The organism is Deinococcus frigens DSM 12807, assembly GCF_000701425.1.
Classification (GTDB): domain Bacteria; phylum Deinococcota; class Deinococci; order Deinococcales; family Deinococcaceae; genus Deinococcus; species Deinococcus frigens.
The window spans coordinates 45,944-60,202 of record NZ_JNIW01000016.1 but is presented as its reverse complement, the minus strand read 5'-3'; the positions used below and the strand labels follow the sequence as shown (position 1 = coordinate 60,202).

General features: G+C 64.0%; 19 protein-coding genes. 8 read left to right on the top strand and 11 right to left on the bottom strand.

Going from position 1 to position 14,259, the window contains the following annotated elements:
- Positions 1-126: 126 nt before the first annotated feature.
- Positions 127-1,995, top strand: a complete 1,869-nt coding sequence (gene ftsH, locus Q322_RS0108195) for an ATP-dependent zinc metalloprotease FtsH (protein WP_029477402.1) — start codon at positions 127-129, stop codon at positions 1,993-1,995.
- Positions 1,996-2,059: 64 nt separating this feature from the next.
- Here the strand turns inward: ftsH and Q322_RS0108190 are convergent, their stop codons facing one another.
- The 6 genes from Q322_RS0108190 to Q322_RS0108170 are packed head-to-tail and all read right to left on the bottom strand — an operon-like array spanning position 2,060 to position 4,551.
- Positions 2,060-2,575: a DinB family protein gene (locus Q322_RS0108190; RefSeq protein WP_029477400.1), complete on the bottom strand. Its 516-nt coding sequence runs from the start codon at positions 2,573-2,575 to the stop codon at positions 2,060-2,062.
- Positions 2,575-3,096, bottom strand: coding sequence for a DinB family protein (locus tag Q322_RS0108185; protein WP_029477399.1), 522 nt, complete (start codon positions 3,094-3,096; stop codon positions 2,575-2,577). Before Q322_RS0108185 ends, Q322_RS0108190 begins: the two co-directional genes overlap by 1 nt.
- A 22-nt stretch (positions 3,097-3,118) precedes the next feature.
- Complete coding sequence (locus Q322_RS0108180; RefSeq protein WP_029477398.1) at positions 3,119-3,409, bottom strand: DUF1905 domain-containing protein; 291 nt, start codon at positions 3,407-3,409, stop codon at positions 3,119-3,121.
- A gap of 18 nt (positions 3,410-3,427) precedes the next feature.
- Complete coding sequence (locus Q322_RS23205) at positions 3,428-3,616, bottom strand: hypothetical protein (protein ID WP_156952950.1); 189 nt, start codon at positions 3,614-3,616, stop codon at positions 3,428-3,430.
- 9 nt (positions 3,617-3,625) lie between these two features.
- Positions 3,626-4,036 carry a DUF3224 domain-containing protein gene (locus Q322_RS0108175; RefSeq protein ID WP_029477397.1) on the bottom strand — a complete coding sequence of 137 codons (411 nt, stop codon included), beginning with the start codon at positions 4,034-4,036 and terminating at the stop codon, positions 3,626-3,628.
- Positions 4,033-4,551, bottom strand: a complete 519-nt coding sequence (locus tag Q322_RS0108170) for a DinB family protein (RefSeq protein ID WP_029477396.1) — start codon at positions 4,549-4,551, stop codon at positions 4,033-4,035. The genes Q322_RS0108175 and Q322_RS0108170 overlap by 4 nt, the downstream gene beginning before the upstream one ends.
- 71 nt (positions 4,552-4,622) lie before the next feature.
- Between Q322_RS0108170 and Q322_RS0108165 the strand changes: the two genes are divergently transcribed.
- Genes Q322_RS0108165 through Q322_RS0108155 form a run of 3 tightly spaced genes read left to right on the top strand, consistent with a single transcriptional unit; the run spans position 4,623 to position 7,473 of the window.
- A complete protein-coding gene (locus Q322_RS0108165) occupies positions 4,623-5,666 on the top strand; it encodes a helix-turn-helix transcriptional regulator (RefSeq protein ID WP_084147877.1) in 1,044 nt (347 codons plus the stop codon).
- A gap of 8 nt (positions 5,667-5,674) precedes the next feature.
- Complete coding sequence (locus Q322_RS0108160; RefSeq protein WP_029477393.1) at positions 5,675-6,151, top strand: (4Fe-4S)-binding protein; 477 nt, start codon at positions 5,675-5,677, stop codon at positions 6,149-6,151.
- Between the two features lie 8 nt (positions 6,152-6,159).
- Complete coding sequence (locus tag Q322_RS0108155) at positions 6,160-7,473, top strand: thymidine phosphorylase (RefSeq protein WP_029477392.1); 1,314 nt, start codon at positions 6,160-6,162, stop codon at positions 7,471-7,473.
- Positions 7,474-7,540: 67 nt separating this feature from the next.
- Here Q322_RS0108155 and Q322_RS0108150 read toward each other — a convergent pair whose 3' ends face one another.
- Positions 7,541-7,933 carry a hypothetical protein gene (locus tag Q322_RS0108150; protein ID WP_029477391.1) on the bottom strand — a complete coding sequence of 131 codons (393 nt, stop codon included), beginning with the start codon at positions 7,931-7,933 and terminating at the stop codon, positions 7,541-7,543.
- Between the two features lie 101 nt (positions 7,934-8,034).
- Here Q322_RS0108150 and Q322_RS0108145 point away from each other — a divergent pair, with 101 nt between their 5' ends.
- The 4 genes from Q322_RS0108145 (at position 8,035) to Q322_RS0108130 (ending at position 10,354) form a co-directional block, all read left to right on the top strand.
- A complete protein-coding gene (locus Q322_RS0108145) occupies positions 8,035-8,511 on the top strand; it encodes an acyl-CoA thioesterase (protein ID WP_034418023.1) in 477 nt (158 codons plus the stop codon).
- A complete protein-coding gene (locus Q322_RS0108140) occupies positions 8,508-8,813 on the top strand; it encodes a hypothetical protein (protein ID WP_029477389.1) in 306 nt (101 codons plus the stop codon). The genes Q322_RS0108145 and Q322_RS0108140 overlap by 4 nt, the downstream gene beginning before the upstream one ends.
- Before the next feature lie 63 nt (positions 8,814-8,876).
- A complete protein-coding gene (locus Q322_RS0108135; RefSeq protein WP_029477388.1) occupies positions 8,877-9,785 on the top strand; it encodes an ROK family protein in 909 nt (302 codons plus the stop codon).
- Between the two features lie 20 nt (positions 9,786-9,805).
- Positions 9,806-10,354, top strand: coding sequence for an HD domain-containing protein (locus Q322_RS0108130; RefSeq protein WP_245593181.1), 549 nt, complete (start codon positions 9,806-9,808; stop codon positions 10,352-10,354).
- Positions 10,355-10,365: 11 nt separating this feature from the next.
- Here the strand turns inward: Q322_RS0108130 and Q322_RS0108125 are convergent, their stop codons facing one another.
- The 4 genes from Q322_RS0108125 to groES all read right to left on the bottom strand — a co-directional run bounded on the left by Q322_RS0108125 (position 10,366) and on the right by groES (position 14,232).
- On the bottom strand, positions 10,366-11,238 hold the full coding sequence (locus Q322_RS0108125; protein WP_029477386.1) for a DNA adenine methylase: 873 nt from the start codon (positions 11,236-11,238) through the stop codon (positions 10,366-10,368).
- The gene (locus Q322_RS0108120; protein WP_029477385.1) at positions 11,235-12,101 is read right to left on the bottom strand and encodes a NotI family restriction endonuclease; all 867 of its coding nucleotides are present in this window, start codon (positions 12,099-12,101) and stop codon (positions 11,235-11,237) included. Before Q322_RS0108120 ends, Q322_RS0108125 begins: the two co-directional genes overlap by 4 nt.
- Before the next feature lie 126 nt (positions 12,102-12,227).
- Positions 12,228-13,871, bottom strand: a complete 1,644-nt coding sequence (groL, locus tag Q322_RS0108115) for a chaperonin GroEL (protein WP_029477384.1) — start codon at positions 13,869-13,871, stop codon at positions 12,228-12,230.
- Between the two features lie 73 nt (positions 13,872-13,944).
- Positions 13,945-14,232, bottom strand: coding sequence for a co-chaperone GroES (gene groES, locus Q322_RS0108110; protein WP_029477383.1), 288 nt, complete (start codon positions 14,230-14,232; stop codon positions 13,945-13,947).
- Positions 14,233-14,259 lie beyond the last annotated feature (27 nt).

The following is a 14,259-nucleotide window of genomic DNA, read 5'->3' as shown; positions in this document are numbered from 1 at the left end:
CTAAAGGTAGCCCCCAAACCCCAGTTGTAATGCGGGACAATTTCATACACCTTGAGTCTGGTACACTCAAGTCTAGAAGGGGCGAATTGCGCCCCATTTTCCCACTTTCCCCCTGGAGGAACGTTCTTGAGGCGGCTTAATCCCTGGCTGATCGTATTATTCGTCCTGGCACTGTTTTTAATGTTTTCTCAGACGCCCAACGGACGGGTCAATGTCAACTACAACGAATTCAAGACCCTGCTGGACCAGGGCAGCGTCTCTCAGGTCGTGGTGCGCGAGAACAACGCCAGCGTGGTCCTCAAAGCGCCCACCGAGGTCAAGCTGGCCACCAATCCGGGCCAGCAGCCACAGACCAAAACGGTGCCGGGCTTCACTGTGCGGCTGCCCAGCAGTCTGGCCGTTCCCGACAGCAGCCTGATCACCGAGCTGGAAACCCAGAAGGTCGATTACCGCTTCGAGGCCCCCAGCCAGTGGCTCGGCATCCTGCTGAACTTCCTGCCCATCATCTTGCTGATCGGCTTGATGTACTTCTTCTTTATGCGCGCCCAGGGCGGCCAGAACGGCGTGATGCAGTTCGGGCAGAGCAAGGCCAAGAAGTACGGCAAGGAAAACCGTGTGCAGACCAAGTTCACCGACGTGGCCGGTCACGAGGAAGCCAAGAAGGAACTGATCGAGGTCGTCGATTTCCTGAAGAACCCCGGCAAGTACCACCAGATCGGCGCGGAAATTCCCAAGGGCGTGCTGCTGGTCGGCCCTCCCGGCACCGGTAAGACCCTGCTGGCCCGCGCGATTGCCGGGGAAGCGGACGTGCCGTTCTTCTCGGTCAGTGCCTCTGAGTTCATGGAAATGTTTGTCGGCGTCGGCGCGAGCCGCGTGCGCGCCCTGTTCGAGGACGCCCGCAAGAGTGCGCCCGCAATCATGTTCATCGACGAGATCGACTCGATTGGCCGCAAGCGCGGCGCGGGCATCGGCGGCGGTCACGACGAGCGCGAACAGACCCTCAACCAGATCCTCTCCGAGATGGACGGTTTCGACAAGTCCAGCAACGTGATCGTGCTGGGCGCGACCAACCGCCCGGACGTGCTGGACTCGGCGCTGCTGCGGCCTGGCCGCTTTGACCGTCAGGTGACGATTGACCTGCCCACCATGAAGGAGCGCGAGGCGATTCTCAAGGTCCACCTGCGCAACAAGCCTATTGCTGACGGTGTGGACGTGAATGAGGTCGCCAAGAGCACGCCGTACTTCAGCGGCGCGGACCTCAAGAACATCACCAACGAGGCCGCCCTGGAAGCCGCCCGCCTGAGCAAGACCCAGATCGACATGAGCGACTTCTACCGCGCGCTGGACAAGATCACCCTGGGTCTGGAAAATAGCTCCCTGACTGTTAGCCCCGAGGAAAAGAAGGCCATCGCCTACCACGAGGCCGGACACGCCGTCACGGCAGCCGTGATTCCCGGTAGCGACAAGCTCCAGAAGGTCAGCATCATCCCGCGTGGGCGTGCCCTGGGCGCAGCCTTCTATCTGCCGGAAGAACAGGTGCTGATGAGCAAGGAACGCCTGGAAAACCAACTGGTGGTGGCGCTGGGAGGCCGCGCCGCCGAGGAAGTCTTCATGGGCAGCGTGACCAGCGGCGCAGCCGACGACTTCCGCAAAGCCAGCAACATCGCCCGCAAGATGGTGCTGGAGTGGGGCATGGGCGAGAACTTCAAGAACATGGCCCTGAGCAGCGATTCCGGCCCGGTCTTCCTGGGCGAGGACATGGCCCGCCCCAAAGCGTTCAGCGAACACACCAGCCAACTGGTAGACGAGGACGTGAAGCGCATCCTAAACCACGCTTTTGACCGCGCCCGCGACCTGGTGGTGGAGTACAAGGCCGCCATGCACGAGGTGGCCGAGGCGCTGCTGACCCAGGAACTGATCACCGGCGACGTGGTGCGCGACGCGGTGGCCAAGATTGCCAGCCCGCAGATGCCGATGCCGCAGACCACGGCCTGAGCCTCACCTTTCAACTGATGGAACAAACAGCCCCCGCCGAGACGCGGGGGTTTTTCGTGCTCGCCTACGTTTTGAGATTCGGCAGATAGAACAGCAGGTCCATTGACGGCGGCCCGATGCCCTGTGTCCGCAGCAGCGCGGCGATCTGCGCGGTGTGCCGGACCTCGTGCAACATGACGTGCCACAGCAGGCCATCCAGTTTGAAGTGTTCTTCCGGCGAATCCTCAATAACCTTTTCTAGATCGGCGTCGCTCAGGGTGGCGAGGTAGGTCAGGGTGCTTTGCTCTACCGCGCGCCAGTAGTCCAGCAGGTCTGAAAGTGGGAATGGGGCGTAGGCCGGGCCGCTCCCGGCGGCTTTCAGCGCGGAAAACCCTTCCTCTACAGGCGTGTCTTGCAGAATCGTGTAGTGCAGCCAGCCGTCCTCCACACCCGCCGTGTGGGCAATCAGATCTTTGATGCTGTGCATCCGGTCGCCGTCCAGCATGGGACGCGATAAGACCTCGTCCGGTACGCTTTCCAGCGTGGCCCACAGGTCGCGGCGGGCGCGTACAAGGTAGTTATACAGTTCGGCAATTTTCATCATTCCCTCCAGATCGCCCAGTGGTTGTCCAGCGCGTCCATGTCCTGTGCCGTGCGTCCGCCCAATCGCAGCAGCGCCATGATCTGTCCCCGGTGGTGGCTGTCATGGACGATGGTGTGTTGCAGGAAGTGGGCCGGGTTGGAGGCGTAGGCCCCTTCCCCATGCGGGTCTTCAAAGGTACGGTTCTCATCCAGCGCGGCCTGAACGGCATCCAGCGCGGCATCGTCGCCAGACTTGAAGGCAGCGGCCAGTTCACCCGGCGGGCTGTTGTGCCAGCGCCACATGGGATCACCATCCTCGTCTTTCCGGGTGAGATCGAGCAGTGGCTCGGCGTGGACGCGCGACAGGTTCCACAGCCAGCCGACGCGGAAGCCCGCCATGTGCCGCAGGTGTCGGTCCACGGTCCAGCCCCCCTGACCGTCAGACCGGTCCAGATCGGCCTCCGTAACGGCCTCCAGCAGGAAGGCATTGACGCGCCCGTTGCGGCGGAAGGATTCGTGGAGCAGAGTCAGATCGGTCATGGATTCTCCTTTGTGCGGGTCATCAACCCACTCGCATTTGCACGCTCACCACGCCACCTTGCTCGATGTTCTCGGCCTTTCTGGCCACCATTTTGATGGGCAGAATGTACTGCTCATCCTTGGGAAACAGCGAGGTCTTCCATTCGGTCTCACCCAGTTTGACCCGCACCGGGATCATGCCCCAGCCGTAGCTGACGAAGCGGGCGGCGGCCTTGATCTGCTGGGCCTGCTCGGCTGGGATGGTCACGAAGTAGAACGGGGCGGGGCCGCGCCAGTGCCAGAGCGGGCCACTGAACTCAAGATTGAGGGGCATGGGTCACCGCAGAGTGTGTCATGGAAGTTGAAGAGCAAGGGGCCAGGGCATCGGCCCGTCGTTCAGATGGGGTGGCGTTTTCGGGATGTTCAGAACGAGGAGGCGAGCAGATGTTGAACGGCTGCGGGCGTCCAACCTCATCTCGTTCAGCGCCTCCATCCTCTCGCGGGCCGCCGGGGTCAGGCGAATGGGGCAGGGTTGGGTCATGGTGACCTCTCACTGGGAAAAGAGTGTGTAGTTCGGAAGAACGTAGTGCAAGCTGTAGTGATGAACGCCCTCCACGATCTCCAGCCGTAGCTCCCCGCTCAGGCCCACCAGTTCCCCGCTGCCGGAATCGGGAACCACCCGGTAGGTCAGGCTCTGGCTGCCGCGTTCGCTGACGCCCGCGTGGAAGAAGGCGAAACGACCCTGCTTGCCATTCAGCGTGGCCTGGACGATTTCGATGGCCACGTAGACCGCCGAACCCTCCACGGGCGTCATGAAAGTCAGCATCTCCACCACGCTCTGCCCGGCCAGATCGCCGCTCCACTGTTTGTCCAGCAGCCGCCGCCCGATCTCGGGAACAGCCCGGGCGGGGGCATCGGCGCGCGGCCCCACGGTAAAAGTTCCTGTGGCGGTCTCGCTCATGGCCCCATGTAGGTGGGAAAGGCGGGCGGCTCGGTGCCCAGTGCCCGCAGGTACACGTAGCCCTGACTCCGGTGATGAATCTCGTTGTCGATGTTATAGATCGCGGCGGCCCAGCCGCTCATCTCGCCCCACGGCAGGGTGTGCATACGCGGGAAGAAGGCCGGGTCCACTTTCGGCAATTCAGCCGCTATGCGGGCCGTCAGTTCGTCCCAGGCATCCAGTAGCTCGGCCCGGTCCTGCGAGACGCCGTTTCGCCACTCGGGCATGGGCCACTGGCCGGTCAGCAATCCCGTCAGTGTCAATTCGCTGACCTGATGGATTTCCCAGGCCAGCACGCCGAAGGGGCGCATTCCGCCCACGCTGAAGCTGAACAACTGGTCCTCTGGAAAAGCCAGGGTCACTCGCCGGGTCAATCGGCGGTTGCCCTGCCAGTAAGCCAGAAACTGGGCGGGCGAGACGATCACGGGCGGGGCCGATACTGGAGCGGACACTTCAACTGCGGACGTATTCGACATCTTGACCTCCGCCTACAGCGTAACCCCGATTCCCGTCAGGATCTGTCGTCTTTGTGTGGCAGACTACCAAGATGTATGACCCCTCCATGCGGGTGCTGACCGTGCTGGAACTGCTTCAGGCCCGCGAGAGCGTGACCGGCGCGGAGCTGGCCCGCGTGTTGGAGGTCAGCCCGCGCACGGTGCAGCGCTACATCGCGCGCCTGCAAGATCTGGGCATTCCGGTAGAGGGACGGCGCGGCGTGGGCGGGGCGTACTGCCTGAAACCCGGCTTCCGGTTGCCGCCGCTGATGTTCACGGGCGAGGAAGCCCTGAGCCTGGCGCTGGGGTTGCGGGCGCTGCACCTGCTGGGACTGGGCGCACTGGCCCCGGCGGCACATGCGGCGGGTGCCAAACTGGCCCGCACGCTGCCGCATGCCCTGCGGGAGACGGTGGAGGCGCTGGAAGGCGCGGTGCAACTGGACTGTTCGCCGTGGGTGGTGTCCACCGACGCGGCGCTGCTCTCCAAACTACTGGGCGCTGTTCACGCCGCGCAGACGGTGGAATTCCGGTACGCCTCGCCCCAGTCCAGGCCCATAACGCGCCGGGTGGACGTGTACCGCGCCCTGCACCTGGACGGGCGCTGGTACGCGGTGGGCCGCTGCCATCTGCGCGACGCCCTGCGCTCGTTCCGGCTGGACCGTATGGCCGAACTGTGCGTGCTGAACGACAAGTTCGCCGCGCCACCCGACTTCGACGCGCTGGCCTACCTGCGCTCCACGCTGCCGCCGGGGGCCGCCGCCGCTCCCATCAGCGTGTGGCTGGACGCCCTGCCGGAGACCTTGCAGGGCCGGGTGTCGGTCTGGTTTACCCAGGTCAGCGCCGAGGCAGGCGGCACCCGGCTGCGCTGCACGCGCGACGATCTGGGCAGTTTTGCCGCCTTCCTTCTGGGCCTGGACTGCGATTTTCGGGTGGACGGGCCGCCGGAGTTGCTGGCCGTGTTCGGGCGACTGGGGGCGCGGTGCGGGGCGATGGGGGTCACGGCGCGGCTGAATGGGGTCTATGCCGAAGAGGACAGCACGCTGTCTCCGGGTCTGGAGGAACTGGGTTTCGACGCTTTGCGCCGGGCCGGGGAGTAGGCTGACCCATGACCCAGCCTTCTCATACCCCTGAAGAACTGGCCCCCACCGACCTGGCGCAGGGCAAGGCGTACACCGCGCCCGGCATCACCGTTTACTACGACGCCCGGCGTTGCGTGCATGTCGCCAACTGTATTCGCGGGCTGCCGCAGGTCTTCGATACCGCCCAGCGCCCCTGGATTCAGCCGTGGCAAGGCAGCGCCGAGCGCGTGGCGGCAGTGGTCCGCACCTGTCCCACCGGAGCGCTGCATTACGCTCTGGAGGCTGGAGAGGCCGAAACGCCCGCCATTCCCACCACCTTCCATCTCATCCCGGACGGGCCGCTGGCCGTATCGGGCAACCTGAGCATCCAGACCCCCAGAGGTGAAGTTCGGGAGGTGCGCGCCGCACTGTGTCGTTGCGGGGCCAGCAGCAACAAACCCTTCTGTGACGGAACCCACGCGAAAGTGGGCTGGAAAAGTGGGGACGCTGAAGCCAGCAGTTAAACTGCCCCATGACTTTCCCTGACTCTTTTAACGTCCCAGACCTGATCCGCAAGAAGCGCGACGGCGGCCAGCATTCCCGCGCCGAGCTACAGGCTCTGATCGGCGGCTACACGCGCGGCGAGGTGCCCGACTACCAGATCAGCGCGTGGCTGATGGCCGTATACCTGAAGGGCATGACCGCGCAGGAAACGGCGGACCTGACGCTGGTGATGGCCGGGAGCGGCGACCAGATGGACCTGGGAGACCTGCCGCGCACGGTGGACAAGCACAGCACCGGGGGCGTGGGCGACAAGACCAGCCTGATCCTGACCCCGATGCTGGCCGCGCTGGGCCTGACGGTGGCCAAGATGAGCGGACGCGGTCTGGCGCACACGGGCGGCACCATCGACAAGCTCGAAAGCTTTCCGGGCTGGACCTCCGAACTGTCGGAGGAGCGGTTTATCAAGCAGGCGCACGACATCGGGCTGGCGCTGGTGGGGCAGAGTAGAGACCTGGCCCCCGCTGACGGCAAGCTGTACGCCCTGCGCGACGTGACGGCCACGGTGGACTGCCTGCCGCTGATCGCCAGCTCGATCATGAGCAAGAAACTGGCCTCCGGGGCGCACACGGTGGTGCTGGATGTGAAGGTGGGGGCCGGGGCGTTTATGAAAACGCTGGAGGATGGCCGCGCACTGGCCCGCGCGATGGTGGACATCGGCACCCACGCCGGGCGGCAGGTGCGCGCCGTGCTGACCGATATGGACACCCCGCTGGGCCATCTGGCGGGCAACAGCCTGGAGGTGCAGGAGGCCCTGGCCACCCTGCGCGGCGAGGGGCCGCAGGACCTGACCGAGCTGTGCGTGGCGCTGGCAGTGGAGGCCCTGGCCGCCCACGGCGAGGAAGAGGCGGCAGCCGAGGCCCGTGCCCGCGCCACCTTGCACGACGGCACGGCCCTGGCGAGGTTCCGCGCCTTCGTGGAGGCGCAGGGCGGCGATCCGGCGCTGGTGGATGACCCCTCACTGCTCGATGTGGCCCCCGGACGCGCCGAGGTCATTGCGCCCGCTGCCGGGTTCGTGGACCGCATCGACGCCCTGAACGTGGGCCGCGCGGTGCTGGCCCTGGGCGGCGGACGCGAACGCAAGGGCGAGGCCATCGATCACGGCGTCGGTGTGGAACTGATCAGGAAGCCGGGCGAGGCCGTGACGGCGGGCGAGGTGGTGCTGCGCCTGTACCACCGGAATGGACGCGGCCTGGACGTGGCCCAGCGCCTCCTGACCGGGGGTCTGGGCACCGCAGAAGTGGCCCCGGAGCCGGAAAAGCTGATACTTGACCGGGTGTTTTAAGGGTGGTGGGCTGTGGGTTGTCGGGTGTGAAAAAAGACGGGCGAAGCCTCAGCTTGACTCTCCATTCCTACGGCAGCCGCAGCGCCTTGCAGTTCTCGCCGGGACTTTCGGGGGCGTCCGGGCTGACGACGATGCGTTCGTCAACGCCCACAAAACCCTGACAGCGGGCGAGTTCCCGCAGATATTCGGGGGTGTTGGCGCTGGCCTCGGCGTCCTGCAAGACCTGCACGTCGCGCTCCAGGCCCTGGATGCGGACCTGGGCCTTCCCGGTCTGGTGACTCCAGGACACGCTGCGGTAAGCGGTGTTGATCAGTTGAAAGCTGAGCTGCACGATGCCCAGCCCCGCCAGCAGGCTGGCCAGCATCATGGTCAGAGGCAGGCGGGCCAGCCGCCGGTAGCTGAGCTGCCGCCACCACGCCCGGCGCTGCGGTGGGGGTGGGGGGGGCGGCGCGTCGGTCATGCGGCCCCAGCATAGCGCCCGCTCCCCAGGAGTGTGCTGCCAGCGGTGCTCTGGAACGGGGCGCAGGGGGGCCGTCCACACAGCCCGCTAGACTGGGAGGCATGACTGTTCCGCCCTCTCCCGCCCCAACCTCCCCGGCCCTGTCTGGTGGGCGCATTCCAGCCCTGAACTGGCATGAGGCGCACCGCACCGACATTCAGCTCCGTTTTGCCGACGTGGACGCGATGGGCCATGTCAACAACGCCCGTTACGCCGAGTTTCTGGAGGTGGCGCGCATGGACATGTCGGCGGCGACGGGCATCCAGGGTGACGATGACCATTCCATGCTGGCCCGCCTGGAACTGGATTACGTGCGCGAGATCCGGCTGGGGCAGGCCGTGTTCATCGAGTCGCTGGTGGAGCGGGTGGGACGGAGCAGTTGGACCGTGGCCGCCCGCTTCGTGGCCGACAACGTGCCCTGCGCCTTTGCCCGCTCGGTGCAGGTGCGCGTGAACGCCGAGCATATCCCCGAAGCTCTGCCGGGGCGCTTCCACGAACTGGTCAGGCCGCTGCTGGCCCGTCTGGACGAAACCCCATGAGCGGTCCCTCCCGCAACAACCAGTACCAGGAGCGCGTGCTGTACCAGGGCGATCCCTGGGTCCGCGTGGAGACCCTGCCGCGCCTGCTGGCCGAGAGCTGGCGGCGCGTCCTGTCGGCGGGCGGCGTGGTCAGCGTGGTCCGCACGCCCTTCCAGTGGGTGATGGTGTCTCCGGTCATCGAGATTGAAACGGGCGGTTACCTGGGCGACGTGGGCCTGTACGTGCCACAGGTGCAACTGGCCGAGGCGCTGGAGTTGCTGGGCTTCGAGCCGGAAGAGGCCGGGGGAGAAACAGGGAGCTGAGCGGGACGGGATAGAGTGATGAATTAAGCCACTTTCCCCTGCGCCCCCTCTTCAGGAGTTCCCATGACCACGTTCCCCCTTCCCGAACAAGTCAGCATCGGTGTGGATGTCGGCGGCACCAAGATCGCCACCGGCGTGCTGCGCGGCGACGAGTTGCAGGACCGCCACGTCCAGCCCACCCCCGAGACCGGCTGGGAGGCGGTGCTGGACGCCATCGCCGCGCAGATCGCGGAGTTGCAGCGCAAGCACCCCGACGCCCGCCTGATCGGCGTGGGTATTCCGGGGCCGCTCAACAGCGACCGCACCCGCGTCAAGTTTGCCCCCAACATCTACGGCTTCAACGACGTGCCGATGGTGGACGGTCTGCTGGAACGCCTGTCGCAGCGCATCGTGCTGGAAAACGACGCCAAGGCCGCCGCCCTGGCCGAGGCGTACCTGGGAGCCGCGCGCGGCACCGAGAGCAGCATCTACGTGACCGTCAGCACTGGCATCGGCGCGGGCATCGTGCTGAACGGGCGCATCTGGCGTGGGCGGCATGGCGTGGCGGGAGAACTGGGCCACATCACGGTGATGCCCGGCGGCCCGGTCAGCGGCGCGGGGCTGGATGGCGCGCTGGAGGCCGTCGCCAGTGGCACCGCGATTGCCCGCGACGCCAGCTACGCCCTGAACCGCGACGTGAGCACCGCCGAGGCGTTCATGCTGGCGCAGCAGGGCCATCCCGGTGTGCGGCGCGTGATCGCGCAGGCCATGAAGCACATTGGCGTGGCGCTGGCGGACCTTCAGAAAATCATTGACCCCGAGGTCTTCGTGATCGGCGGCGGCGTTGCCAGCGTGGGCGATTACTTCTTCCACGGCGTGCAGGCAGCAGCCGACGAGTACGCCCAGGGCTTTGCGCCCGTCACCATTCGCCGCGCGCAGCTTGGGCCGGACGCGGGAGTGATCGGTGCGGCACTGGCGGCCCGCTACGGCTGAACGGGACGGCTGAGCCGGACTTGCTGGCAGAGGCCGAGGCGTTCGCCCTTCCCCATTACGCAGGGGTGGAGCGTTTTTACCACAACGCCGCCCACGTCCGCGCCATGCTCGACGCCCTAGACTCGCGCGGCGTGCTGACCCCAGCGCTGGCCCTGGCGGTGTGGGGCCATGATCTGATCTATGACGCCAGGGCGGGCGACAACGAAGAACGCAGCGCGGAGGTCTTTGATGGCTGGCTGGTGTCTCAGAACGCTTCAGCAGACCTGCGGGGGGAAATCCGGGCGCTGATTCTGGCAACGAAGCACAATGCGCCGCCCGCTACCCGCGCCGAAGCATTACTGGTGGACGCCGATCTGGTAATTCTGGGGGCACCTGCCGCCGACTTCGCTGCCTATGACGCTGCCATCCGGCGGGAATACTCGCATGTTCCCGCACTGCTGTACCGGGTGGGCCGCAAGAAAGTGTTGCGCGGTTTTCTGGACCGTGGGCAGATTTACACGACACCGGAATTTACAGGACTGGAGCAGCAGGCGCGGTGGAATCTGACGGGTGCGGTGGGGCGGTTGTAAAACTCCAAGATTTATAGCCAGTCCAGATCATGCCCGATCACCAGTTCCGTCAGCTCGGCGTGGTGAGTGTTCTTCATGGCGATTGATCGGTAATTCAAGGCGTGGGCATCGGCCAAGAGCCGCACTTCGGGGGCGTCGTTGTAGGTCATTAAAATTGATCCTTGTTGTGCGGCAGTCAGTTCAAACAGCTCCGCATGGTCAATGTCCCAGTGCGCGTAAAGGCGGCTGCCCGCACGCTTGCCGCCAGCGGTATAAGGCGGATCAATAAAACTGGCCGTCTGCGAATCGTCCTTGTATTTTTCCAGGGCTGCCAGACCATCGCCATGAATAACCGTCACCCTGTTACGGTGTCTGTACAGTTCCAGGATTCGCCGCGCCAGCGTTTCTGGATACCAGCGGCTCAGCAGGCCGCGCCCATTTTCGCCCGCTTTCAGTCGCCCGGCACCCGGCGCGAGGATGCCGCCCCGGTTGACCCGGTTTCGTAAGATGGTCTGAACTGCTCGTTCCAGCGTTGAAGTAGGAGCCTGACTCAACGCTCCATTGACCGTCCCCTCGTCCATAACGAAGGCAGTGAGTCGTTGTGCAAGAAGTGGGGCGTCCTGGCTGAAAATGGTCTGCCAGACGCTGAACACATCCTCGTCTAATTCCACGATCTGAACGTGATTGGCCAGTCCTTCGACCAGCACGGTGCAGGCGCAGATGCCTCCCCCGGCAAAAGGCTCTAGAAAGAGTCTGGGGCGTCCTGGCAAACTCTCCAGCCAGGCGCGCAGATGAGGAACAAACCAGGTTTTGCCGCCGGGGTAACGGAACGGAGAGCGCTGCGGCACGGTGGAAACGTTGACTCCAGCCGCAATTCCTGGGAAAAGTGTAGGGGCCGTGGTCATAGCTCCAATTCCCCGGCAATGGTGGGAGCAATAGGCGCACTGTTCAGTTTCTCGTCCAGTTTGCCCTGCAACTTCTGCACGAAATCAGGCATCGGCCCCGCTGTTGAACGGGTAATTGCCAGCAACGCATCATCAAAAGCGGTGTACACCGTCCGCGCCCGCCTGAGCCGATGCTGAGCGCCGTCATCCTGAACATCGTAGAGAAACCACGCCATCTCCGCTTCTTCGGCAGGAACTTCAGGTAGTGGGGGTAGCGTATTGAAAAAGGCTGTGTGAAGGGCGACGGCTGACCGTTTGCACCATTCGTGCAAAATGCCGCCCTTGTAAATCAGTTGTGGAGCCAGCCGCTTACGCGACGAACTGAGATAATCGGCTCTGGGTGCATCTCTGGCAGACGGCAGGTGGCTCAAGAACTCTGTTGGATCACGCATGTACGCCTCAAAAGGCCGCCGGACATTACCACTGATGTACACGGCCTGCACTTCCAGAGCGCCAAAATCTGTGATTTGTCCGGCTTCGTCGTAAGCGACCAACACCACGTCTATGTTCCCAGCAGACTGGCCTGTGGCATCGGTCAGACGCACCTCAGTCAATGAGGTCCAGCGCGTTCCAGTGGGAAAGAAAAATTCAGCGGCGTCCTCTGCAATCAGCCAATCCTGTCGGAACCGAACAGGGCAGGTGATAGCAAGGCCACTGCTGTCATGGACGCTGCAAACCCCCAATGGGTCCTGGGCCTTATCCTTTGTGCAGTTGGGAACCTTGTTGTTGAATGGGCAAAGGCGCAGGCGACGGTATCTCTGCGCTTCTTCTGACAGATTTTCGGCAGGAAAACCAAACACTTCTGCTAGGGGTTGGGCAGGCATAGTCGGAGTTTAGCAAACCGGCCGATTTACAAACAGGATCAAAAAAGAGCCGGAGCATCACGCCCCGGCCTCTTTTCTTGCGGTTGGCCATCATCCATAAACGGTCAACCATCAATCTTGCTCTGACTAGAAGTCCATCCCGCCCATGTCGCCGCCGCCCATACCGCCCTGGGGCTGACCCTGGGGCTTTTCAGGCTTATCGGAGACAATCGCTTCGGTGGTCAGAATCAGCGCGCCGATGCTGGCGGCGTTCTGGAGCGCAGTGCGCGTCACCTTGGCAGGATCGACGATCCCGGCGGCCACCATGTCGTCCACGTACTCGCCCGTCGCGGCGTTGAAGCCGTAGCGGGGCTTGTCGCTGTTGATCACGGCGTTCACGATGACGCTGCCTTCCTCGCCCGCGTTCACGGCGATCTGGCGGGCGGGTTCTTCCAGGGCGCGGATCAGGATGCGCGCTCCGGTAGCCTCGTCGCCCATCAGGCTCTCAGCGGCCTTGCGGACGGCGGGAATGATGCGCAGCAGCGTGGTGCCGCCGCCCGCGACGATGCCTTCCTCAACCGCCGAGCGGGCGGTGGATAGGGCGTCCTCGTAGCGGTGCTTCTTTTCCTTCAGTTCGGTCTCGGTGGCTGCGCCGACGCGGATCACGGCCACGCCGCCCGCCAGCTTCGCCAGACGTTCCTGGAGTTTTTCCTTGGCGTAGTCGCTGTCGGTGGTGTCCAGTTCGCCCTTGATGGCGTTGACGCGGGCGTCAATCTCGGCCTGTTCACCCTTGCCGTCCACAATCGTGGTTTCGTCCTTGGTGATGCGGATGCGCGTGGCGCTGCCCAGCATGTCCAGGCCAACATTTTCTAGCTTATGGCCCAGGTCCTCGGACACAACCTGGCCGCCCGTGACGGCGGCAATGTCGCGCAGCATTTCTTTGCGGCGGTCCCCGAAGCCGGGGGCCTTGACGGCGGCGATGTTCAGCGTGCCGCGCAGCTTGTTGACCACCAGCGTCGCCAGGGCTTCGCCTTCCACGTCTTCGGCAATGATCAACAGGGGGCGTCCGCTCTGGACGACTTTTTCCAGCACGGGCAGCAGGTCTTTGAGGTTGCTGATCTTCTTCTCGACGATCAGGATGTAGGCGTCTTCCAGCACGGCTTCCATCTTCTCGGGGTTGGTCACGAAGTAGGGGTTGATGAAGCCCTTGTCGAACTGCATCCCTTCCACCACGTCCACTTCGGTGTCAAAGCCCTTGCTTTCTTCAATGGTGATGACGCCTTCCTTGCCCACCTTGTCCATCGCGGAGGCAATTTCCTCGCCGACCTGATCGTCGTTGGCGCTGATGCCCGCGACTTTCTTGATGGCGTCGGAGTCTTCAACCGGCACGGCCAGCTTCTTGATTTCCTCGATGGCGACCAAGACGGCCTTGTCGATGCCGCGCTTCAGGGCGAGGGGGTTGGCACCGGCAGCCACGTTCCGCAGACCTTCCTTGACGATGGCCTGGCCCAGCACGGTGGCGGTGGTGGTGCCGTCCCCGGTGATGTCGTTGGTCTTGCTGGCGACTTCCTTCAGCAACTGCGCGCCGATGTTCTCCAGCTTGTCTTCCAGCTCGATTTCCTTGGCGACGGTGACGCCGTCCTTGGTGATCGTGGGGCTGCCGAACTTCTTCTCGATGACCACGTTGCGGCCACGGGGGCCAAGGGTCACTTTGACGGCGTTGGCGACGGCGTTCACGCCACGCTCAAGGCTGCGGCGGGCGACTTCATCAAATACGAGCTGTTTAGCCATTGGGAGTACTCCTTCGGAGTGGGTCTAAAAGTTTGAAAGGGTGGAGGTCAAAAGTGGACGGTCTTGCTCGTCCTTACTCGACGATGGCGAGGATGTCGCGCTCGGCCAGGATCGAGTAGTTCTTGCCTTCCAGGTTGACTTCGGTGCCGCCGTACTTGGCGAAGTACACGGTGTCGCCTTCCTTGACATCCAGAGCGACGCGGGTGCCGTTGTCCAGCATCTTGCCGCTGCCCACGGAAATGACCTTGCCACGCTGGCTCTTTTCCTTGGCGGAATCGGGGACGAACAGGCCGCCCGCCGTCTTCTGCTCGGTGTCCTCGACGATTTCTACCAGTACACGATCACCTAAAGGTTTAAGCATGGATATTCCTCCTGCGAATGAAGTGTG

Excerpts from the sequence above, each read along its gene's own strand:
- Q322_RS0108165 (WP_084147877.1), top strand. The coding sequence starts at position 4,623 with ATGTATGACCCCTCCATGCGGGTGCTGACCGTGCTGGAACTGCTTCAG.
- Q322_RS0108140 (WP_029477389.1), top strand. The coding sequence starts at position 8,508 with ATGAGCGGTCCCTCCCGCAACAACCAGTACCAGGAGCGCGTGCTGTAC.
- Q322_RS0108180 (WP_029477398.1), bottom strand. The coding sequence starts at position 3,409 with ATGCCCCTCAATCTTGAGTTCAGTGGCCCGCTCTGGCACTGGCGCGGC.
- Q322_RS0108155 (WP_029477392.1), top strand. The coding sequence starts at position 6,160 with ATGACTTTCCCTGACTCTTTTAACGTCCCAGACCTGATCCGCAAGAAG.
- Q322_RS0108175 (WP_029477397.1), bottom strand. The coding sequence starts at position 4,036 with ATGAGCGAGACCGCCACAGGAACTTTTACCGTGGGGCCGCGCGCCGAT.
- groES (WP_029477383.1), bottom strand. The coding sequence starts at position 14,232 with ATGCTTAAACCTTTAGGTGATCGTGTACTGGTAGAAATCGTCGAGGAC.
- Q322_RS0108150 (WP_029477391.1), bottom strand. The coding sequence starts at position 7,933 with ATGACCGACGCGCCGCCCCCCCCACCCCCACCGCAGCGCCGGGCGTGG.
- groL (WP_029477384.1), bottom strand. The coding sequence starts at position 13,871 with ATGGCTAAACAGCTCGTATTTGATGAAGTCGCCCGCCGCAGCCTTGAG.
- Q322_RS0108170 (WP_029477396.1), bottom strand. The coding sequence starts at position 4,551 with ATGTCGAATACGTCCGCAGTTGAAGTGTCCGCTCCAGTATCGGCCCCG.
- Q322_RS0108185 (WP_029477399.1), bottom strand. The coding sequence starts at position 3,096 with ATGACCGATCTGACTCTGCTCCACGAATCCTTCCGCCGCAACGGGCGC.
- Q322_RS0108135 (WP_029477388.1), top strand. The coding sequence starts at position 8,877 with ATGACCACGTTCCCCCTTCCCGAACAAGTCAGCATCGGTGTGGATGTC.
- Q322_RS0108190 (WP_029477400.1), bottom strand. The coding sequence starts at position 2,575 with ATGAAAATTGCCGAACTGTATAACTACCTTGTACGCGCCCGCCGCGAC.
- Q322_RS0108160 (WP_029477393.1), top strand. The coding sequence starts at position 5,675 with ATGACCCAGCCTTCTCATACCCCTGAAGAACTGGCCCCCACCGACCTG.
- Q322_RS0108145 (WP_034418023.1), top strand. The coding sequence starts at position 8,035 with ATGACTGTTCCGCCCTCTCCCGCCCCAACCTCCCCGGCCCTGTCTGGT.
- Q322_RS23205 (WP_156952950.1), bottom strand. The coding sequence starts at position 3,616 with ATGACCCAACCCTGCCCCATTCGCCTGACCCCGGCGGCCCGCGAGAGG.
- Q322_RS0108125 (WP_029477386.1), bottom strand. The coding sequence starts at position 11,238 with ATGACCACGGCCCCTACACTTTTCCCAGGAATTGCGGCTGGAGTCAAC.
- Q322_RS0108120 (WP_029477385.1), bottom strand. The coding sequence starts at position 12,101 with ATGCCTGCCCAACCCCTAGCAGAAGTGTTTGGTTTTCCTGCCGAAAAT.